Here is a 22,550-nt window from a genome sequence, read left to right on the forward strand (position 1 = left end):
ATAACATAAGATTTGAATAATATTATTGTGGCGTATGGAATTCGTTTAAAGTTACTTTGTAGTCTAGTTTAGAAAAATCATGAGTTTAGAATTAAAAGGAATTATCCCACCAATGATTACGCCATTAACCGATAATGGTGAATTAAATGACAAAGGTTTAAGAAAGCTTATAGAGCATTTAATCTCTGGAGGTGTTCACGGTATTTTTTTATTGGGAACAAATGGGGAAGCACCCAGTTTGACCTATGAATTACGAAAAGAGCTTATATCAAAAGCATGTGAATATATCGCAGGTAGGGTTCCTGTTTTGGTAGGTATAACAGATACTTCTTTCGAGGGTTCCATAGCTATAGCAAATCATTCAAAAGCAGCAGGTGCAGATGCTGTTGTAATTGCACCTCCTTATTATTTTCCTATTTCACAAAATGAAATGGTAGAATATCTCGAGAACTTAGTGCCTAAATTACCTTTACCTTTTATGATGTACAATATGCCAAGTTGTACTAAACTACATTTGTCGATTGAAACTCTTAAAATTGCAAAAGAATTAGGAGCTCTAGGAGTAAAAGACAGTTCAGGTAATATTGACTATCTGTATTCTCTTATAGCTGCATTTAAGAATTCGCCAGAATTTGCTATCATTGTGGGAACGGAATCATATTTACCTGAAACAATACAGCACGGAGGCCATGGGGCAGTTGCTGGAGGGGCTAATTTTTTTCCGGCATTGTTTGTTGAACTTTACAATGCTTCGATAGAAAACAATCTTGTCAAGGTTGAGGAGTTGCATAAAAAGGTAAAGGCCCTTTATGATACAATCTATAGTGTAGGTAAATATGAATCAAGATATACAAAAGGAACAAAATGTGCCTTGGCCGTAATGGAAATATGCGAAGATTATATGGCACTTCCTTTACGTAGATTTGAAAATAAAGAACGCGAAGAAATTAAACGACATATAGAAAAGTTTAATGTTAGTATGATATAAAATTATAAATACCCTTAGATCAGAAGACATACCACTTTTTAGAATCTTCTTGGTCCGAGGCCAAACCAAACCAAATAAAAAATGAATTATCAACTCGGATTAATTGATACAGCCATTCTAGTTCTTTACGGACTCGTAATGATAGGAATGGGTGTTTATTTTTTAAGAAAAACCAAAACTTCAGAAGAGTTTATGGTGGCAGGTAGAGGTATTCCTGCTTGGGCTGCTGGTATTGCCGTGATGAGTGCTTATACAAGTAGTATCTCATATATTGCTGTTCCCGGAAAAGCTTTTGATTCGAATTGGCATCCTTTAATATTTGCACTTACAGCACTTCCGGTTACTTGGTATGTAACCAAGTATGTAATTCCTCATTATAGGAAGCATAAGATAATTTCAGTTTATAAATATTTAGAAGAAAAAATTGGGGATTGGGGTCGCGTATATGCATCATTATCCTTTGTTCTTTTTATGGTAGGGCGTACAGCAGTGATCTTATACCTTTCTTCCTTATTATTGACCTCTTTTATAGATATTGATATTGAAATGTTAATTTTAATTATTGGTGTTTTGACTATCGCTTATACACTCATGGGGGGTATGGAAGCCGTAATATGGACAGATGTTATGCAATCTATTATCATGATTGGTGGACTTCTGTTCAGTGCCTATATTTTAACAACAGAGGTTTTTTCGAAACCCGATTTTTTGATTCAAAAAGCATTTGACATGAACAAGTTCAGCTTGGGCGACGGTTCATTTTCATTGAGTAGTAGAACTATTTGGGTCATGATTATTTATGGAGTCACCGAGAATATAAGAAACTTAATGGCTGATCAAAATTATACCCAAAAGTATAGTGCGGTCGCAACGGAGAAAGAAGCAAAAAAATCAGTTTGGATTGCCATGCTGATTTATTTGCCACTAACCGTTGTATTCTTGTATATAGGTACAGCCATGTTCGCTTTTTATTCGGGATCTGCTCATGTTTTGGATCCATCAATTTTAAAAGGAGATGAAGTTTTTCCATTTTTTATAGCAACTGAATTACCAGTTGGTCTTAAAGGGTTAATTATAGCTGCCATTCTTGCAGCGTCGATGAGTACTGTAGATTCTGCTTTGAATTCGTCTGCAACCGTTCTGTATCTTGATTATTATAAAAAATACTTTAGACCTAATGCTAGTGAAAAAAGTAGTATTAACTTCTTACGGATAACGACGGTAGTTTGGGGCTTCTTAGGAATTATTTTTAGCCTTTTGTTGATTAATGCGGAAAGCGCCCTTGATATTTGGTGGCAAATCTCCGGAATATTCGGTGGTGGTATTTTAGGCTTGTTTTTATTGGCAATATTCAATGTCAAACTTAAGCAGTCACAAGGTATAATTTCGGTCGTTTTTAGTATCCTTATTATTATCTGGGGAACATTTCTAAGAGACTTACCAGAGAACTTCAAATGGTTAGAGTGCACTTTAGATCCTATCATCGTAGGTGCCGTTGCCACTGTAGGATTAATTATGTTGGCACTTGTTTTTGTGCAATTCAACAAAAACAAAAAATAGAATGATGATTATATTTTAGCTAGGTAACCGGATTTATAAGATTTACCAGAATAACATGAGAAAAATTAAATGGGGTATCATAAGTACTGCTTCCATAGCCATGGAACAGGTTATACCTGCAATGCTAAATGGTGAATTCAGCGAAGTAGTAGCTATAGCTTCACGGGGTATCGCTAAAGCCGAGAAAGCAGCTGAAGAATTTAAGATACCTAAGTATTTTGGATCTTATGAAGATTTGCTTAATGATGATGAGATTGAAGCAGTATATATTCCTTTGCCCAACCATCTTCATGTAGAGTGGGCCATAAAAGCGATGAATGCAGGAAAACATGTCTTGATCGAGAAACCGATGGCTATGAATAGCCAGCAAGCTATAGAATTATTGAAAGAGGCAGAAAAGCACCCTGACCTTAAAATTATGGAAGCTTTTATGTACAAATTTCATCCTCAATGGATAAAAGCTAAAGAGCTGATAGATACCGGCGAAATTGGCACTTTAAAAACTATACAATCTTCATTCTCTTTTTTTGATGACGATGCCGAAAGCATTACAAATAGTAAGGAGTTTGGCGGAGGTAGTTTGATGGATATTGGTTGTTATTCTATTTCTGTTTCTCGATTGTTATTTGGCGAAGAGCCGAAAAGTGTAATGGCTTCTATTGAATATCATCCGGAATATGAAGTTGATATTTTAGCTACAGGAATTCTTGAATTTGAAAATGGCAGCTCTTCCTTTTTTTGTGCTACACAATTAGATTATACGCAACAGGCTCAAATTTTCGGTACAAAAGGTAGTATTCGATTTGAGCTTCCTTTTAATCCGCCCGACGACAAACCCTCTAAAATATGGTTAACGAAAGATGAAGAAGTAACTGAAATTGAATTTGAAATATGCAATCAATATACATTGCAAGCAGATGCTTTTTCATTAGCTATATTAGAAGATAAAGCGACTCCGGTACATTTAAATGATGCTATAAGTAATGTGACAGTAATAGAGAAACTACATGAAAGTCAAACTTCAGGTAGGCGTGTAAACATTCAAAGCGAATAGTGTTTACAATATGGTTATATAAGAATATTGGTTTTAAGCTAAGTGTAAGATAGTTTTGAATAGGGAATAAATTTATGGTAAAAATAATGAAGAATCTTACGATTTTTGTGCTAGCATTTTCATTTAATTTCACATTACATGCACAACATGTGCATGCCAATGGTGAAGAACATCCTAATCACTCACATTATACGGAGCATGATTCTACCCCGGCTCACAAATTGATATTTCCATCAAATACACCTGATCGAATTATCTCGAATCTTACTGCAGATCCTGCACATACTTTTGCTGTGAATTGGCGTACCGATCAACAAGTGCCGAATGGAGTTGTAGAGGTTGCTTTGGCAACTGATGGCCCTGAGTTTTTATTACGTGACGTTCGTAAAATAAATGCAGTATCTGAAAAATTTGAAAATCAAAATAGAAAAGAACCACTTGTTAAAGCTGTCTATCATTCGGCATTAATAGAAAATTTACAACCCAATACTACTTATGTATACAGAGTTGGTAACGGACAGAAAGATAATGGTTACTGGAGCGAATGGTTTCAAATTACAACTGCTCGAACAGATATGAGTGAGCCTTTTAGTTTTATCTATTTTGGCGATGCACAGAATAATGTAAAATCATTATGGTCTAGAGTAATTCGTAGTTCGTACCGTCAATTTCCGCAAGTAGATTTTATGCTACATGCCGGTGACTTGATAAATGATAGAGATGCTAATTTAGAGTGGGGCGAATGGTTTCATGCAGGTAGTTTTATTCACGCCACAGTGCCAAGTGTTATGACGCCGGGCAATCATGAATATAGAGATGGTGTTTTGACTTCTTTATGGCGACCACAGTTTACCCTACCTGAAAATGGGCCGATAGAAGAATTGAAAGAAACCTGTTTTGTAATTGATTATCAGGACATGAAATTGATTTCTATAGATAGCGAAGGTTTTGATGAAAGTATGGAGGCGAGAGTGGCACAAGTAAAATGGCTCGATTCTGTATTACAATCAAACACCAAAAAATGGATAACAATAACTACACATTATCCAGTGTATTCTACGAAAGAGGGTAGAGATAATTGGGAGTTGAGAGAGGCTATAAAACCTTTGATAGATAAATATGGGGTAGATTTAGTGTTGCAAGGGCATGACCATACCTATGCAAGAGGTTTTCCTGAAAATGAAGGTAAAGGATTAACGGTAGTAAAAGATGCCGGTACTGTTTATGCCGTATCTGTAAGTGGACCAAAAATGTATGAATCAGAAGACCAAGAATGGATGGTAAGAAGAGGTGAATACACCCAACTTTTTCAGATTATTACAGTTTCTAAGAATGCTATAACATATGGAGCTTATACACCGATAGGTACGCTTTATGATGCTTTTGAAATTATAAAAAAGAAGGGTAAAAAGAAATTGATAAATAGAGTGACTGACAGTCCAATAAGGTTGAAAAGTGATTTTGTAGAGCCTAAGTAATTTAAAATTTGTGATAAAAGAAGGCCATATTAAAATGCTTTTTTAAAGTCTTCTTTTATTCATTTTACCAATAATATTTAGAACTGTCTGCTGCATTCAAGAGTTCATCTATTTTTTCCAATTAACAAATGTTGTATTGGTATAGTGTGCCCAGAAGGTAATAATACCTCGTAAACCATGAAAAAATTAATTCTACTTTTAATTCTCTCTGTTATTTCTTGTAAAAAAAGTGACTATAAAACAGATGAACCTAGAGGAGAGAATAAATCGTTTTATGTAGATGTACCATTTGAACAAGAATATCACGAAGGTTTTTTGGTCAACGAAAATAGACCAGAAGCGAATGATATAAGGGCCGTGAGTACAGATGTAGATTCAAATATTTGGGTCGCTACCAAAGATGGCGTATATCGAAAAAAAGCAACTTCTATTGATTGGCAACTTATGATTACCGATGCGGATCATGGGCCTGCATATGATGTAGCATTAGATTCTTCAGGAACCATGTGGATGGCTACATGGAATGCCGTATATACTTATAAATTAGGAGAAATCAAGAAATTGGAAGGGCCTAAATCGCCCATCGCTAAAATCGTTTGTGCAAAAGAGGGAGTATATGTCTTAGGTCCGCACGGTATTTGGTTGTGGACTGATGGAGCTTGGGAGCAAAAGAACTTTGATTCGGCCAGAAGTATACGTGCTGCTTTGTCAGATAATAAAGGAGGTTTATGGATCGGAACCGATGTAGGGCTCTTCCACTGCAATGATACAAATACAACGGTTTATCAAAAGAATGATGACCTGGTGAGTGCTTATGTAAAAGGGTTGGATTATGACAATCAGGGAGAATTATGGGTAGGAAGTATGGGGGGCATTGCAATTCGGAATGCTACAGAAAAAGTTGGAAAAAAATTACCTCAAGATGGGTTGCCGAATGCCAAGATCAATGTGGTCAAAAAAGCACCTAATGGTACTATGTGGGTCGGTACGAATTACGGCATTACAAGATTTACACCGGGGGAAAAGGAATATTCCGTACGGTTAAGTAGGCGTTGGTTAATGAATAATGAGGTAAGGGACATTGTTTTTGACAAGGAGGGAAACGCATGGATAGCAACTGCGAATGGAGTTAGTGCTATAAAGAAAAAACAAATGACCCTTAAATCTAAAGCAGATTTTTTCTATAATAAATTGATCCAACGTCACGTTCGCGAACCCTGGATTATAGGTAGGTCTAAACTAACCATTCCCGGAGATTCAACGTCTATTGTTCCTGAAGATGATGATAATGACGGTGAATTTACTTCCAACTATCTAGCCATGGAATCATTTCGATATGCCGCCACAAAAGATCCTCAAGCGAAGGAAAGGGCTAAAAAAGCATTTGATTTTTTACAATATTTGCGCGAAGTGACCGAAATAGACGGTTTTTTTGCGCGAACGATTATACCAGTTTCTTGGGAGGATTCGCACGATATGAACCGTACCTATACGGATCATGAATTGGCTGAGGAAATAATTCAAAATCCAAGGCAAAAACCTGTAAAACAGCGTTGGCACATTTCTAAGAATGGAAAGTGGAAATGGAAGGGAGATACCAGTAGCGATGAACTCTGTGGTCACCTCTTTGGTTATTACTGTTATTATACGCTGGTTGCTGATAGTGAAGAAAAAGAGCGTGTCGCAAACCACTTTAGTAAGATTATGAATCATCTGATATCAAATGATTTTAATTTGATAGGAGCCGATGGTAAGCATACAAAGTGGGGGGTATGGTCGCCTGAAATGTTAAACCGCAACCCAGAATGGGCTTCTGAAAAGGCTTTGAACTCTCTTGAGTTACTTTCTTTTTTGAAATTCACATACCACATTACTAAAAATGAAAAATATCAGAAAGAATATTTAAAATTGATTAAAGAGGAGGGGTATCTCGAAAATGCTAAAAAGTTGCATAACACAAACCCTGCATGGGAAACCTATTTCGATATTTACTTGGCTTTATATGTATACCCACCTTTGATAAAGTATGAGGATGATCCAGAAATTAAAAAGGAATATGATGACCATATGAAACAGTGGTTTGAAAAGAATAGAGAAACTAAAAGTCCCTTTGTTAATTTTACTTATAATTATCTTTCGGGTGGCAGTGATGAGCTTGACGCTTCTATTGAATTCTTAAAGGATGCACCACTAGATTTAATCGATTGGAATATTGATAATGGCAAACGGGAAGATTTAAAAGTGGTCAGAGAACCTATTTTAGAGGAATTACAAGTAGCATTACGTCCACCAAGCGAATCTCGTGCGGTACGTTGGGACAATAATATCTACGAGGCTGTAGTTGGTAACCCTGCCCAAGAAAAAGAACCTGTGTATTGGCTTTTGCCTTATTGGATGGGGCGTTACCAAGAATTGATACAAACAGAATAAGCAGGCATGCCCGCTTATTCATTGTTCTATATTTTTTTAAAAGACAAGTTAAATATGGTGATTTTATCCCCTAAAACGACTTCGACTATTTAGTTAATCATTTTTCCAATAGTAGAAATAACCATCTTCGGCACCAAGAAGTAAATCGGGCTTTCCTTTATTGTCCCAATTAACGATAGTGGGACTGGTGGTATGGCCAGCAAGCTTTTTATCCGATAAATTGCCTTTGAAATTAAAGCTGACTGTTTTTGATTCGACATCTTCGCCCATATTTTCTAAGAGCCCTGCATTTAAACCATTAATCAAAATATCGATATCGCCATCTTTATCCCAATCGCCAAAAGCTAATTTTCGTCTACCGCTCGCACCATATTTTTGCTCATTGAGCCTTAATGGCCCGTTTGAATTATCAATAAATTTATTTTTACGATCAAATGTACCGTTAATAGAGCTAAAGATTCGCTGGCCTGGTTTTAACAAAAGCTCATTTTTACTTTTGTAGCGTTCGTGAAAACTTAAATAACCTTCTGTATCCAATACTATTAAATCCATCAAGCCATCTTTGTTCCAATCTATGGCAGTAGGGGTGGTTCTCCATTGGGTGGCCAAAGTATTTGGCTCGGGATCCCACCAGTACCAATCGGGTTTGGGGGTTTCACTTTCCCATTGCACATAAATGGGTTTTTCAGGACCTAGTTTCGGATTCCCTTTTGTACCTATATTCTCATACCAAACTATTTTTCCCCAGATGGAGTTTAGAATAATATCCTTTAATCCATCATTGTTCCAGTCTTCTACAGATAAGGTTGTGTAGCCCCACTTCGCTTCACATGGACCTTGAATAGAGCCATTCTCACCTGCTTGAATTCTGATTGTTTCATCATCAGAGGATAATAATTTTGGGGCATCCCATTTTGGAGTATCTTTTCCGTCTAAGTTTTCTATAAATGCAATATATCCTGCGGAATTACCACATATAAGATCTTCATCACCATCATCGTCCCAATCGGTACTAAAAGGAGTGGCTAGCGCACCGAATTTTACGTACTCAGCCTGTTGCTGAAAGTATTTAGGGGTATTGAAAACAGGCATATTGTTCTTAATTTTTCCGGTATTCTCAATAAAAGCTACCCTACCATCTTCATCACCGACAACCAGGTCAATATCGCCATCCTTATCCCAATCTAATGAAACGGGCAGAATCATTTCTAGATCCATAGTTATAACCCCTACATTATTTTCCAAGTACTTACCCTTGGCATATTTGGGTTTTTCTCGGGTACCAATATTTTCGAACCATGTAAATTTATCCATGAATTCACCGCAGATAATATCTAAATCCCCATCATTATCGTAATCGTCGAAATTTGGTGTAGGGGCACCATAGACATCAATAGGTTCTCCGCCTGCAGTTATCTTATCTTTTAACTCGTAGGTACCATTTACGTTTTCTATTAAATAAACGTAACCGTGGAGTGGCCCGTTTGTCCAGACGCCATTGTCATCAAAAGCGTTATCCCAGCCGTAATCTTCGCCATCCTGAATACCTACAATGATATCCAAGTCACCATCATTTTCGTAATCAACATATTTCCACTGGTTGAATCGAATTTTATTATGGAGTTTATCGAAGGCATCTTTAGAGTATAGTGCTTCGGATTTATCGGCAAAAGTATTTTTAAAATCTTTTAATTCCTCGCCAGGTCTTAAGAAACGAGGCTCCCCATTTACATAAGATACTTGAATGTGTTTTACAGGATCATCGCTAACTTTAACGGCAGGGGCAAAAACAGGAAAAGAATCACCACTTGTATTTTCGAAAAAGAAAATTCCGTTAAAGGGCACATCGCTGCAAGAAACCAAAAGGTCATAATCCCCGTCATTATCGTAGTCCATTGGTAGCGGTGAGGCCCATAATCCAACTCCTAAATCTACTGTTAAGCCTGGATTATTGTATGCCAACCTTTCAAACTTAGGTGAGCTATTGAATATTTGTGTGCTTGTTTCATCACTTACACCATAGGCTAGAATAAAGAATAAGTAAACTAAAAATAATGGTTTGTTCCAATTCATGTTGTGTAAATTCAAGTTTGAATAAAAATAGTGATGCTTAGTATATACTACAACATGATTCTTGATATTATTCTATGGAAATTTAACCTTTTTATTAAATTCCCTAATTTGATATAAATAAGGTATAATCCTAGCATTGTTTTTAGAAAATAGCTTATTTGTTAATAATTATGGAATATCTATGGATAAAATCATGTTTTTCTTATAGTTTTTTGAAAAATAATTTTTCAAGAATAGGTTAAAATATCATGTATTTTAATCAATAATGATGAAACAAGCACAGTGCTATATGGGTAATTTTAACGACTGATTTAATTCTGTGTATTATGAGAAAACTAATAGTTATTGCGGGTCTGATTTTTTCAATGCTTGCAAATGCTCAAGAGTATAAAGATGTACCATATCTTCAAGATTACGCTGTAAAATTTGCGCTGAATGATGCGAATAAAGGAGCAGCGCTATTACAGGTTAGAAGCGATCGAAATTTGGCAATAAAAATGCTTTCAGATAATGGTCTTTTAAATGCATATGAAAATGAATTGTCATCAGATATGCAGTACAGACCGCTAACAGATATGAAAATAGTTGCTTTCGACAACTATCAAAATCAATACGTTTATTTGACTGACACCTCTGTTTTAAGTAACGCATGGGGTGGTACTTTTGAAGTAGAGCATGGTATTCAGAAACCAACTCATTTTGTAATGGGTTCAGATTTTACTTCTTTAGTAACATCATCAAATGAACTTAAATTACTTAATAAAACAGGAAAAGTAATTTGGGAAGCTAATCAGAAAGATTTGAATCCTATTTCCGTGCAGTATGATGATAAGCAAGGTCGTTTTTTACTTTTGAGTGAAAATGTTATTTATGCGATTGCTATTGCAAAACCTGAATTAAAAAAAATATTCTCGGGATCAAATTTAACTGCTATGGCAGTTTATAATAATGATATTGTAGTTGGTACAGATAATGGTATAATTACTTTATCTGGAATGACGGCAACAGAAAGTGAAGTCAATCAAAAATTACCTTGGACGGAGATTACGGCACTTGAAAATATTAATGATGAACTTTGGTTTGGATCTACGAAAGGTGCGTTTAAGCTACGTGAAGATGGAAAATACGATTATTACGCATCAGAGCGTTGGTTGGTTGATGATGAAGTTATTGATATTGCCGAAGGTCCTGAAAATAGTGTGCTAATTGCGACCAAAACAGGTTTGTCTCAAATAAAATTTGTGTCGATGACCTTGGCTGCAAAAGCTGATTATTTTCAAAAAATTCAACGATTGCGTCATATTCGATATGGTCTTACTGCTAATCTTGAATTGAAAACACCTGGTGACCTAACAACTGGTTATTATCATGATACTGATAATGATGGTTTATGGACATCTATGTATTTGGCCGGGGAGTTATATCGCTATGCGGTAACAAAAGATGAAGATGCAAAGCAAAATGCATATGAAGCTTTTGAAGCAATGGAAAGGTTAACTGCACTTCCTCCTATGCATGGTTTTCCAGCAAGATCTTTTGAACGTGATGGCTATGAAGTTGGTTTGCATGCCAACGGTTTTTCCGAAGAATGGTATAAAAAACACGTAGCTGAAAATGGAAGAATATGGCAATTAGCAGAGGATAAAAAATGGCGTTGGAAATCTACCACGAGTAGTGATGAAACTTGTGGACACTTTTATGTTCATGCACTTTTTGCTGAATTAGCGCCGGATCAAGAATGGAAAGACCGCGCGATACATCAAATAAAAATTCAGATGGATCACATTATGGATAATAATTGGTATTTGGTTGATTGGAATGGTAAGCCAACTGCGTGGGGTAAATGGAATCCAAAATATGTAAATAGCTTTCCTATAAATGTCGGCGATAGAAGATTAAATTCTACACTAATTCTTTCTTTTTTACAAACTACATATCATTTTACAAAAGACGAAAAATATAAAAAGGCGGCTCTGAAGTTAATTAAACGCTATGGTTACGATGAAAATGCAAATAGACCAGCAACTACAATCGGCTTTGAAGAAGGAGAGTATTTGAGTGACAAATGGAACCACTCCGATGATGAAATGTATTTTTTAACTATCCCAGGTTTTGTTAATTATTCGTTTACAGAAGAACAGCGAGCAAAGCATTTCGAAACTGTAAAAAGCCATTGGGAAATTGAGCGTTCGGAAAAAAATCCGCTATGGAATTACTTATTTGCATTAACCGGTGCTGAGAAAGTTGATGTTGAAGAATCTGCTTGGAATCTACGTGAATATCCGATGGATATGATCGACTGGAAAATAGATAATAGTCATCGTAAAGATTTAGTTAAAATTGAGCCGAACTTTAGAAGTCAAACCTATTCAGAAGTATTGCCTCCAGACGAGCGTGTTTTACATAAACACAATGGCGCATATAGAAATGATGGTGGTAGAGGCATGCAAGAATATGCGCCTTATATTTACCTGTTGCCTTATTGGGCAGGTCGCTATGCAGATTTAATTAGTGAGCCTAAGCAATAAAGAGTTTGTAGATTTTTTTTAAATGAAAACCATAAAAAATGAGAAATTATAAGTATTTAATTCTTTTTGTTGGGGTCTTTTTCGTGTCCTGTGCCAGCCTGAAAAACACGACAGATTTGCCTGAAGTTTTACGTGTGTTTCATGACTCTAATGCTAATACTGTTTTGGTGGCAGCGCATCGAGGAGCACACAATGGTAATTTTGAAAATTCTATTGCTTCAACAAAACATGCAATAAAAATTGGTGTTGATGTTATTGAAGCTGATGTAAAAACTACCAAAGATGGATATTTAGTTTTAATGCATGATTCTAGTATTGATAGAACTACTACAGGAAAAGGAAAAGTTGAAGAGTTAACTTTGGCTGAAATCAGAAAGTATAAACTTAAAGCACCTTATGGTAGAATAAGTGAAGAAACTGTGCCAACCTTTGAAGATTTTTTAAAAGTAACCAAAGGTAAAATAATGGTTGATGTCGATATGAAAACCGATAATGTTAAGGGTATTTTAAAGGCAGTTCATGCCCTTGATATGCAGAAGGAGGTATTTTATTTTGACAATGATTATGACCAATTAGATTTAATAAAGGAATTGGATAAGTCGGCGCAACTTATGCCAAGGGCCTATTCATTACAAATGGCAGATTCTGCCATTGTTAAGTTTGCTCCTCCCGTCGTACATATTGATTCTAAATTTAATACCAAAGAGGTTGGTGGTTTATTGAAAAAAAACAATTCAAGAATTTGGATAAATACATTGGGAGAAAAGGATGCGCTTATCCGATATGGTAAAGGAGAAGAAGTTATTCAAGAACTTATAAAGAACGGTGCAAATATCATTCAAACCGATGAACCCGAAATGCTATTGGAACTTCTAAGATATAAAGGGTTGCATAATTAATTGTATTATTTCAAGAAATTGTTTTTATTACCTAAAATATAGGACAAAGCCTTAATGTCTTTTTTAGATAAATGTTTATTTCAAATACGGCAACATTGATACCCTAATTAGTATTGCCGATATATCTCAAGAATGTACCTTTAGAAATGTTCTAGAGGTACAGTAGGAGGTGATTATGGCGTGCATTTTCATGAAATAAGACCCTCAGCCTATCGATAATGTATACGAGGGTTTGTATTTAGCAACAGATGGAAGCACGTTTTGTTTCTGAGATGTGTTTGACCCTTGATAAAGAGTCTTCAAGATAAACGATAATAGAATGGCCAAATTAATTTTAGAGGATTTAGAGGAGTTTAAAACCTACGAGGGAAAAACACTTCCGTCAGGGGAATGGATTACCATTACTCAAGAAATGATAAATGATTTTGCAAAGGCTACATTAGACTTTCAATGGATACATGTGGATGTGGAAAAGGCGACGCAATATTCACCTTTTAAAAAGCCAGTTGCGCATGGCTTTATGTCGGTATCATTATTGTCTAAAATGCTTGGAGATCTTTTACAGATAAAATCTGTGACAATGGGGGTGAATTATGGGTTGAATAAAGTTCGTTTTCCAAATGCCGTCTTGGTTGATAGCAAGTTGCGATTGAATGGAAAAGTTGTTGCTATTGAGGAATACCCCGAAAATGGTGTCAAAGTCACATGGAGCTGTTCAGTGATAATTGAGGGGGCCGATAAACCGGCATGTGTGGCTGAATTTATCAGTATTATGTTTGAATAATGCGCAACATCCCATCAGAAAGTATTGAAGTACACACCATATATTAGCAAATGGTATGATTTTTTACGGACTCGAATGTTAATTTGGGTGTATAGAATTGAGAGAGTTCGAAAAAGGGGTAGAGGTATGTTTTAATTATAGTCTACTGTTTCTTTATTTGAAAATATAACCATGATAAAGGTCATAGTAGGGTAGAGGTTTCAACTGTACATTTGAAAAACGCTGTATGGAGACCCAAATTTCAAAATTTTTCGAACAAGAATCATGGTCGGTATATCTAATAGTACCGATTGTAGGTATATTATTAGGTCTGGGATTACAATGGCTGATTTTTACATTTTTAAAACTTAACAACAAGAGGAAAACAACCGTTCTAAAAGAGCAGTTATTTTTGCGTCTTAAAACTCCGGCAAAGTTTCTTTTGCCCATTCTGTTCATTTACAGTTTTATTGATTTTATGAATTTGGATACCTTTTGGTACAAGGTTGTTGAAGCGTTTATCATCGTTAATTTTACTTGGGTGTTGATAGCATTTTTACGAGCAATGGAAGAGGTAGTGAAAAATAAATTTGAGATAATAGGTAACCACAAAACCAAGGATAGAAAAATACTTACCCAGCTCCGCTTTATTAAAAATATCTTATATATAATTATTATTACCCTTGCTATTGCCGCTATATTATGGAACATTCCTTCCGTAAGAAAATTGGGTACCACTATACTAACTTCTGCAGGTGTTATTGGGATTGTTGTTGGTGTGGCTGCCCAGAAATCAATTGCAAATTTAATTACTGGATTTGAGATAGCTTTTACACAACCCATTAAAATAGATGATGAAGTAGTTATTGAAGGTGAATTCGGTACTGTAGAAGATATTACCCTTACCTATGTTGTTATAAAAATTTGGGATTGGCGTAGGCTAGTTTTACCCCTAAGTTATTTCAACGACAAACCTTTTGTGAATTGGACCTTTAATTCTCAAAAACTAATTGGGAGCGTTTTTTTCTATGTAGATTATACGTTTCCGGTTACTGAACTTCGTGCAAAATTATCAGCCGTATTAAAAGATGATCCGTTGTGGGATAAAAACATATCAGATTTACTGGTTACTGATATAGATAATAATTCTATGGAACTTAGGGCAACTTTTAGTGCAAGAAATGCTTCTGATTGTTGGAATCTACGTTGCAGTGTCAGAGAGCAATTAATGGCCTATATTCAAAAAGAACATTTTAATGCGCTGCCCAAATTTCGTTCCGGTAACATTGCTAAAATTTAATTTAGCATTAAATTGTTTTAATAGTTTTATCTTTTCAATACTATGAATATAGTACAGTCCAAAAAAAAGACAAGCAACTGTTACAGCATGTATTCGACTCTTTCGAAAATGATATTCCCATAGTCGATAACTATGCTAGTAATCTCGATGCCAATATATCTTTAATCGAATAAAATGAAAACAAAAGATACCGTATTAAAGCAATTAGAAGAAATTCATAATCGGATGCTTAAAGCTGAGGATTTAAAAAAAAATAAAATCAACGGAGTCAAAGCACAATTTCGTAATAGTGCTATAAATCTGGTTGATTATTTAGCTTTACGTTCAAAAAATATTGAGGTACTTCAAAAACAATTGCATTTTATGGGCTTGTCATCTCTGGCAAGCAGTGAGAGCCATATTAAAACTCAGGTTATTAATATTATGGAATGGCTTGGCCACAAAGAAACTACAACTAATGAGATAAATGCCACCACCGGTCTTAAGCAGTTACAGCAGAATATAAGCACACTCTTTGGAAAATCTGAAATAGATGAGGCACCTCCAATTATGGTTACGTTTAGTACTGATTTTGGAGAGGACTTTCAAATGATGTGCGACCTGCTGAAAAATGGCATGCAAATAGCTCGTATTAATTGTGCCCATGATGAGGAGTACACTTGGGTGAAAATGATTGAAAACCTAAAAAAGGCAGTTGCTAAAATGAACATGCCTTGTAAGGTTTATATGGACCTGGCCGGCCCTAAGATACGAACACAAATTACTGGTAAGAAAGAAAAACATGCCAAGTTAAAAGTAGAATTAGGTGATGAAATCATTTTAACTGATACCGAGCAAAAAGCGGTAAAAGGAAAAAAAATTATACGTTGTACCCTGCCGGGTATTGTTGAACAATTAAAACCGGAGCATTGTGTTTTTTTCGATGACGGATTATTTGAAGCGGTGGTACAAAGCGTAGTAGGTAAGCAAGCTACCCTAAAAATTGTTCGTATTTCTTCAAAAAAATCAGTTATTAAAAGTCAGAAAGGTATAAATTTTCCTGATACTATATTTCAAATAAATCCCATTACCGATTATGACAAGAAGTGTCTGCCTTTTATTGCGCAGAATGCTGATATGGTAGGCTTTTCATTTATAAATAATGCAAATGATATGCAAGAATTGCAAGAACGCATGAGTCAGTTGAATAAACCGGAACTTCCGATTGTGGCAAAAATTGAAACGAACCAAGCAGTAAATAATCTTCCGTCAATTATTTTACAGGGCATGAAGCATAATTTAATGGGCATCATGATAGCACGAGGAGATCTGGCTGTAGAAATTGGTTTTGAAAGGTTGAGTGAAATACAAGATGAGATACTTTGGATTTGTGAAGCTGCTCATACACCTGTAATTTGGGCTACTCAGGTTTTAGAAAGTATGAATAAGCATGGGTTGGCTACGCGTAGTGAAATTACAGACGCTACTCACGCTGCTGAAGCTGATTGTGTGATGATTAATAAAGGCGGACATACGATGGAAGTTCTTAAAACATTACATAATATACTAAGTAGAAGCCGTAAAAATAATTACAAAAACAGGCGGCTCTTCAGAAAGCTATCTATTGCTGAACGATTCATTTTAGACGATGTTGATAATCGTATGAATGAGGTGAATGTTTCAAAATAAAATTAGAAAATATAGAGCTCTATTTTCTAATTATTAGTATTGTGTTCATCCAAATAATGATATAATAACTGCTTTAAACTTTCAAGGTATTCTTGCATAACTTCCTTATCCATATGTGGATGCTGGCTGATAGGCAAGGTCATAGGGTTTTCATCTAAAGACCTATAAAGCTCTGGGTAATCGGTTTCTATTAATGTAGTAAGTTCTGTTATTTCATTAAGTATTTTATGTAGTTTCTTCATTAGATGTGATTTATTAGTATCGAATAATTTCTATTCAAATTACAACTATTAAGTATGCAAAGAGAAAACTTCAAATTTTATAGTTTTGAATTGCTTGATCCAACTCCTTCATTTACTTTATTTGCGGCAAAACTAGTAAAGGTATTTTAGTCTTAAAAGTTATATTTTTTACAATGTTCTCTCGAGTTAGTTGTTGAAAAAAGCCATGCTTAGTTTTTAGAATGGAGATAAGACCAATGTTTTTATTTTCTTTTTCTATTTTATGTAAGGTATCTGCGACAGTATCTTGTAGGTTCAATTGAAAAAAAAGATGCCTAGTTTGATTCAATGAATTTCTAAGAGATTCTTTATTCTTTTCTTGAATTTCACTTAAATGCTCAGATGTTTTTATATAAGCAATATTTAAGGTAGCCTTACAGAGAGAGACCATTTGTATGAGCGGCTTAAGCTCTATAGAAGTGAAAGTATGTTTATAATCTGTAGCGAAAACTATCTCTTGAGTTGAATTGCAATCATATTCTGAGGGAATAATCATTAAGGGACAATTTTCAAGATACTTGATAAGGTCTAAGGTGTTACTACCTACCAATAATTGACGTAATGCCGATGTGCCTTTGGTTCCCATAAAAACATAATCAGCACTTTTTTCAGTTATAATCTTATTAGTTAAGTTCAATACCGAATCAGTTTTTAAAATTCCTTCAAATTGATAGTTTTCAGTATTGTACTGAGACTTTAATTTTTCAATAAGAACATTCAAATTTTTCTGAGTTGTAGCTTTCGAACTTTCAGAGGAAGGAGCATCGTGAAAAGCATGAATTATATAAAACATGCAAGCTTCGCTTTTAAAAAGGCGAAGTGCATAATCAATAGCTTTTTGTGCGTTTATAGAAAAATCGGTAGGGATAATAATTTTTTTCATTATTAAGATATTTTAAGTTTAAGTTGTCCAGTATATGAGTAAAACTCAATAAGCACCAGAAACAAGCACTATGGTCTAACAAAATTATAAGCTTGCTATACTAAATAACTAAACCAAGCTTCTTTATCATTTCTTCTCCGTCAATTACATGTTCAGTAATTGTAAAAACCTCTTTGCGATTCTTTCTAAAATCTTTAACGAACATGGCTATGTCATCTTCAAGTTGCTCGTGCTCTGTTCTAAACGTATGTGAATCGTAAGCAAACGGATTATCTATTAACTCGGCCAAATGATGCAAATGTTTATTGACTTGTTTCAATATAGCATCGCATTTTTTGTTCAATTCTAGAAGTCCTACTTCAATTTCACGAACTAAATCGATATTATCTTTTTTAGAAATCCATATAAAATACTTAGAAATAATATGATTTAAGAATTCTAAGTCTTCCTTAAAAAATTCTAAATCCGATTTCCAATGTTCTGTTAATATAAAAAGTTGTTGCCAATCAGCTTCATGAATATAACTGCCTTTAGGTCTATTTCTGATAATGCTCATTTATGTATATTTCAATTAAAATCTAAAGTAGTAAACAGTCTATCCATTTAATATGACCAACATCATGATTAAATAATTGGTGCATTTCAAAAGTTTTTAATTGATGTATAAAGTGCCAATATTATTAATGAAATTTACGAAAGTGTATTTATGAATTTTGGTTTAGGATGATGTAGTATGACGTGTGTCATGTGTTTTGGTTTAATAGAGTAATACCTTACCTACAGTATTAAAACAATTTCAAGTGAAAACAATTCTATATAGTACAGATTATTCTGAAAATTCAGCAGCAGCGTTAAAATACGCTTATGAAATGTCAAAGGAAATGGAAACCCGTTTGGTGGTTACACATGTTTTCGATTACCCTACTGTTCTTGGTACCGAGGGTTTAGATGAGCCTTTTCCTCATTTAGAGAAAAGTGCATTTAGATCGCATCGGTCTAAATTAGAGAAATTTTGCGAAGAGCATTTGGGTAACGTTTGGAATACACCGGACATAATTTTGGAACCCTTTGAGAATAAGAACGTTATAAAAGGTATTATTTCTGTCGCAGAAGAGTGGCATGCGTATTTAATTGTCACTGGTATGAAAGGGGGCAGTGCTATTAGAGAAATACTCATGGGTAACACAACTAAGAGTTTGATTCAAAAATCGCCTTGCCCTGTGTTGAGTATTCCTTCGGATGCCAGTTATATGCCCATTAAAAATATAGTATATGCAACTGATTTTGAAGATGAAGATATCTATGCTATTCGCAAATTGGCAGAAATTGCTGAAAAGTTAAACGCTCAAATAAAAGTAGTGCATATAACCACCAAAGAAGAATATCAAGGTGATATGCAAATGAAATGGTTTAAAGGGATGCTTTTAGAGAAAGTGGCATATAATCAGATGTCTTTTGAACTAGTATTTACAGAAGATGTTTTTAATGCACTTAGAATCTATCTTGGAGATACAAATGCCGACTTAATGGTAATGCTAGAAAGAGAACATAAAGGTTTGTTCAAAAAGTGGTTTCACCGAGATTTAGTTAAAAAAATGGAATCTTATGGTAGGGTACCTCTTTTAGTCTTTAGGGGATCTAATCATCAACTATTTTATTTTAATCATGCACTTTAAATATCTTAATTATGGCTAGGAGAGTCTACAGTATATTAATAGCAATTGCCTTGGGGTTAGGTTTTTACTTGTTTTCTATAAAAGAAACGCATTCTAAAGTTTTCTTGATAGTGACTTCGGCAATGATATTTACTTTTTTAAGTATGGGTATCCACGGTTTAATTGCACATTCATTGAACCCAAAGGCAAAGGGAGGTATTTTGTTATATCCTTTATTAATGGGAGTTCTTTGGGCAGTTCTATTTTTCCTTTTTGTGTTCTTAATTCTTCCAATGTTTTGTCCAGATTTTTTATTGCAATTATGATTTTTTTGGTTGTATTTAACAAATTAAAAGAAGAATATAATCACTTAGAAATTTCACTGAAATGTTTTAATAAATCATTATTAGAAGTTTAAAAGGATGGTAAATTTAGCATTAAAGTTGGTAATCTTTCTTATTGAAACCCTGATCACTATCCTAATTTAGCGAATGCATTGCTTCAATAAAGATTATACTAAATATGGTATAATAACATTGGTAGTACAATCTTGAACAGTTCTTTATTTTTAAATTTTTGCTATATGATTTTACTCATAGTATTCCATAAGATTTTCCATTTAATTTGAGGAATTACAACCATCAGTTTATGCAGTATTTAAAAGTTAGTTTTCTATTTCTGTTATGTCTTTCTTGTAAGCAAGAGCATGAAAAAGTATTTCCTCAAAAAACTAAGTTAACATCATCTGTATATGCATCTGCTACCATACAACCAGATAGTTTATACCAAATTTATGCTGTTGTTGCTGGTATCTTAGAAGATAACTTAGTGGAGGAAGGAGATTTGGTAAAAAGGGGAGAAGCAATACTTCAGATTAATAATCGTGCTCCTAAATTAAATTCAGAAAACGCCTACTTGTCTTTGCAACAGTCGAAAGAAAACGTTCAAGGAAATGCAGCTATTTTAAAAGAGATTGAAGATGATATTTATGCCGTAAAATTAAAATTCAAAAATGATTCAATCAATTTTAGTAGACAAAAGCGACTTTGGGAGCAAAACATTGGGTCTAAAGCAGAATTTGATACTAGAAAGTTAGCGTATGAGCTATCAGAGAATCAGCTAAAACAGCAAGAGGCTAGATATGTCCGAACCAAATATGATTTAGAAACAAAAATGGCACAGGCTAGAAATAGCTATTCTACTACGAAAATAATCACTGATGATTATACTATTACCAGCAAAATTAATGGTAGGGTATATGCTTTATTTAAAGAACCGGGCGAACTTGTAAATACTTTAGAACCTTTAGGAGCCATTGGTAGTGCCTTGAATTTTAAAATAGTAATGCTGATAGATGAGGTAGATATAATAAAGATAAGAATAGATCAGCTAACATTAATCACACTAGACGCGTACCCTAAAGAAGTATTTACGGCAAGGGTTAGCAAAATATATCCTCAAAAAGATGAACGTTCTCAGACTTTTAAAATTGAGGCGATTTTTTCAGAAGCCCCTTCAATACTATATCCAGGTTTAGCAGGTGAGGGTAATATTGTAATTGCAGAAAAAGAGAATGCTCTTACCATACCTAGAGAATATCTTATAAATGATGATAAAGTAGAAACAGAGGACGGTATTGTACAAGTTAAAGTAGGCTTTCAAAATTTAGAAAGGGTTGAGATTATTTCTGGTATTTCAGAAACAACGTTGCTTTTAAAGCCAAAGGAATGATTAACTGGAGGGTCATATTAAACATTGCAAAAACGCATCTTCTTACTAAGATGAAATCTACCGCTACCGCTTCATTAGGTGTTACTTTTGGTATCGGTGCTTACATTACCATGGTTAGTTTTATGACAGGTCTTAACACCATGTTAGATAGTCTTATTTTAAACCAAACACCCCATATTCATTTGTATAATGAAATAGAACCAACCATTGATCAGCCAATATCGTTATATACAGATTTTGATAACGCTGTTCATATGATAAGCTCTATTAAACCTAAGCAGGGACAGCAGAAGATTCATAATGCTCTTCCTATACTTAACTATTTAAAAATAAAGGATAAGGTAAAGGGAGCAACGCCACAAGTACGCGCACAAATATTTTATTTATCTGGAGTAATAGAATTAGGGGGTACTTTGGTAGGTATCGATATCATGGAAGAAACCAGATTATCTAACATGCGTGACTACATTATCGATGGTTCACCTGAGGCATTGAAAAGCACCGATAATGGCATTTTATTGGGTTCTGGGCTTGCTAGTAAAATGTCTTTGTCAGTAGGCGATAGGGTTCAAGTAAGTACCGTTCGAGGTGCAATTTTCCCTCTTAAAATTGTTGGTATTTATCAAAGCGGAATAGCGGATATCGATAATGTACAAAGCTTTTGTAATTTAAAAACTGTGCAGCGAATTTTAGGTGAGGCACAAAATTACGTCACTGATATCAACATCAAACTTAATAATATAGAAGATGCTCCTGCGTTAGCTCAAATTTTAGAAAAGCAATTTGATGTAACAGCTACCGATATAAACGAGGCTAACGCCCAATTTGAAACAGGTACTAATATTCGAAATTTAATTACCTATGCTGTATCTATAACGCTGCTTATAGTAGCAGGATTTGGAATTTATAACATTCTAAATATGCTCATTTATGAGAAAATGAAAGATATAGCCATTTTAAAAGCAACCGGATTTTCAGGTAGAGATGTGCAGTTCATTTTTATGAGTCAAGCTATGATAATTGGTGTTGTGGGTGGAATCTTAGGATTGATTTTAGGTTTTGTACTATCTGTAATTATTGATGGAGTACCTTTTGAAACGGAAGCGTTACCTACAATAACAACCTACCCTGTAGATTTCAGTATAGGCTATTATGTAATTGGAATTGTCTTTGCCTTAATTTCAACCTTTATCGCTGGGTGGTTACCTTCTAATAAAGCAAGAAAAATAGACCCGGTAAAAATCATTAGAGGAACTTAA

18 protein-coding genes are annotated in these 22,550 nt (G+C 34.6%); 14 read left to right on the plus strand and 4 right to left on the minus strand.

Annotation, left to right across the window (positions count from 1 at the left end; all coding sequences use genetic code 11):
- The first annotated feature begins 79 nt into the window (after nucleotides 1-79).
- From AAC084_RS10090 to AAC084_RS10110, 5 genes are all read left to right on the plus strand, one after another.
- Nucleotides 80-988 (plus strand): dihydrodipicolinate synthase family protein, encoded by a 909-nt coding sequence (locus AAC084_RS10090; RefSeq protein WP_339840054.1) that lies wholly within the window; start codon nucleotides 80-82, stop codon nucleotides 986-988.
- Between the two features lie 81 nt (nucleotides 989-1,069).
- Complete coding sequence (locus tag AAC084_RS10095; RefSeq protein ID WP_339840055.1) at nucleotides 1,070-2,548, plus strand: sodium/solute symporter; 1,479 nt, start codon at nucleotides 1,070-1,072, stop codon at nucleotides 2,546-2,548.
- Nucleotides 2,549-2,603: 55 nt separating this feature from the next.
- Entirely contained in the window at nucleotides 2,604-3,602 is a 999-nt protein-coding gene (locus AAC084_RS10100; protein WP_339840056.1) for a Gfo/Idh/MocA family oxidoreductase, read from the plus strand.
- Between the two features lie 86 nt (nucleotides 3,603-3,688).
- Nucleotides 3,689-5,080, plus strand: coding sequence for a metallophosphoesterase family protein (locus AAC084_RS10105; RefSeq protein ID WP_339840057.1), 1,392 nt, complete (start codon nucleotides 3,689-3,691; stop codon nucleotides 5,078-5,080).
- Nucleotides 5,081-5,257: 177 nt separating this feature from the next.
- Entirely contained in the window at nucleotides 5,258-7,510 is a 2,253-nt protein-coding gene (locus AAC084_RS10110; RefSeq protein WP_339840058.1) for a two-component regulator propeller domain-containing protein, read from the plus strand.
- A 93-nt stretch (nucleotides 7,511-7,603) separates the two neighbouring features.
- Here the strand turns inward: AAC084_RS10110 and AAC084_RS10115 are convergent, their stop codons facing one another.
- Complete coding sequence (locus AAC084_RS10115) at nucleotides 7,604-9,583, minus strand: hypothetical protein (RefSeq protein ID WP_339840059.1); 1,980 nt, start codon at nucleotides 9,581-9,583, stop codon at nucleotides 7,604-7,606.
- A 326-nt stretch (nucleotides 9,584-9,909) separates the two neighbouring features.
- On the opposite strand from AAC084_RS10115, the gene AAC084_RS10120 reads away from it, so the two are divergent.
- The 5 genes from AAC084_RS10120 to AAC084_RS10140 all read left to right on the plus strand — a co-directional run bounded on the left by AAC084_RS10120 (nucleotide 9,910) and on the right by AAC084_RS10140 (nucleotide 16,741).
- Nucleotides 9,910-12,111, plus strand: coding sequence for a hypothetical protein (locus AAC084_RS10120; protein ID WP_339840060.1), 2,202 nt, complete (start codon nucleotides 9,910-9,912; stop codon nucleotides 12,109-12,111).
- Nucleotides 12,112-12,149: 38 nt separating this feature from the next.
- Complete coding sequence (locus tag AAC084_RS10125) at nucleotides 12,150-13,010, plus strand: glycerophosphodiester phosphodiesterase family protein (RefSeq protein WP_339840061.1); 861 nt, start codon at nucleotides 12,150-12,152, stop codon at nucleotides 13,008-13,010.
- A gap of 319 nt (nucleotides 13,011-13,329) precedes the next feature.
- Complete coding sequence (locus tag AAC084_RS10130; protein WP_339840062.1) at nucleotides 13,330-13,794, plus strand: MaoC family dehydratase; 465 nt, start codon at nucleotides 13,330-13,332, stop codon at nucleotides 13,792-13,794.
- A gap of 226 nt (nucleotides 13,795-14,020) precedes the next feature.
- Nucleotides 14,021-15,073: a mechanosensitive ion channel domain-containing protein gene (locus tag AAC084_RS10135; RefSeq protein ID WP_339840063.1), complete on the plus strand. Its 1,053-nt coding sequence runs from the start codon at nucleotides 14,021-14,023 to the stop codon at nucleotides 15,071-15,073.
- 174 nt (nucleotides 15,074-15,247) lie between these two features.
- The gene (locus AAC084_RS10140; protein ID WP_339840064.1) at nucleotides 15,248-16,741 is read left to right on the plus strand and encodes a pyruvate kinase; all 1,494 of its coding nucleotides are present in this window, start codon (nucleotides 15,248-15,250) and stop codon (nucleotides 16,739-16,741) included.
- 26 nt (nucleotides 16,742-16,767) lie between these two features.
- Here AAC084_RS10140 and AAC084_RS10145 read toward each other — a convergent pair whose 3' ends face one another.
- From AAC084_RS10145 to AAC084_RS10155, 3 genes are all read right to left on the minus strand, one after another.
- Nucleotides 16,768-16,983, minus strand: coding sequence for a hypothetical protein (locus tag AAC084_RS10145; protein ID WP_339840065.1), 216 nt, complete (start codon nucleotides 16,981-16,983; stop codon nucleotides 16,768-16,770).
- Between the two features lie 112 nt (nucleotides 16,984-17,095).
- A complete protein-coding gene (locus tag AAC084_RS10150; RefSeq protein ID WP_339840066.1) occupies nucleotides 17,096-17,905 on the minus strand; it encodes a universal stress protein in 810 nt (269 codons plus the stop codon).
- A gap of 100 nt (nucleotides 17,906-18,005) precedes the next feature.
- Nucleotides 18,006-18,461: a hypothetical protein gene (locus AAC084_RS10155; protein ID WP_339840067.1), complete on the minus strand. Its 456-nt coding sequence runs from the start codon at nucleotides 18,459-18,461 to the stop codon at nucleotides 18,006-18,008.
- Nucleotides 18,462-18,705: 244 nt separating this feature from the next.
- On the opposite strand from AAC084_RS10155, the gene AAC084_RS10160 reads away from it, so the two are divergent.
- From AAC084_RS10160 to AAC084_RS10175, 4 genes are all read left to right on the plus strand, one after another.
- Entirely contained in the window at nucleotides 18,706-19,581 is an 876-nt protein-coding gene (locus AAC084_RS10160) for a universal stress protein (RefSeq protein WP_339840068.1), read from the plus strand.
- Nucleotides 19,582-19,592: 11 nt separating this feature from the next.
- Nucleotides 19,593-19,886, plus strand: coding sequence for a hypothetical protein (locus AAC084_RS10165; protein ID WP_339840069.1), 294 nt, complete (start codon nucleotides 19,593-19,595; stop codon nucleotides 19,884-19,886).
- Between the two features lie 322 nt (nucleotides 19,887-20,208).
- Nucleotides 20,209-21,291, plus strand: a complete 1,083-nt coding sequence (locus AAC084_RS10170) for an efflux RND transporter periplasmic adaptor subunit (RefSeq protein ID WP_339840070.1) — start codon at nucleotides 20,209-20,211, stop codon at nucleotides 21,289-21,291.
- A complete protein-coding gene (locus tag AAC084_RS10175) occupies nucleotides 21,288-22,550 on the plus strand; it encodes an FtsX-like permease family protein (protein ID WP_339840071.1) in 1,263 nt (420 codons plus the stop codon). Before AAC084_RS10170 ends, AAC084_RS10175 begins: the two co-directional genes overlap by 4 nt.

It is taken from the genome of uncultured Maribacter sp. (assembly GCF_963977385.1).
Taxonomy (GTDB): Bacteria; Bacteroidota; Bacteroidia; order Flavobacteriales; family Flavobacteriaceae; genus Maribacter.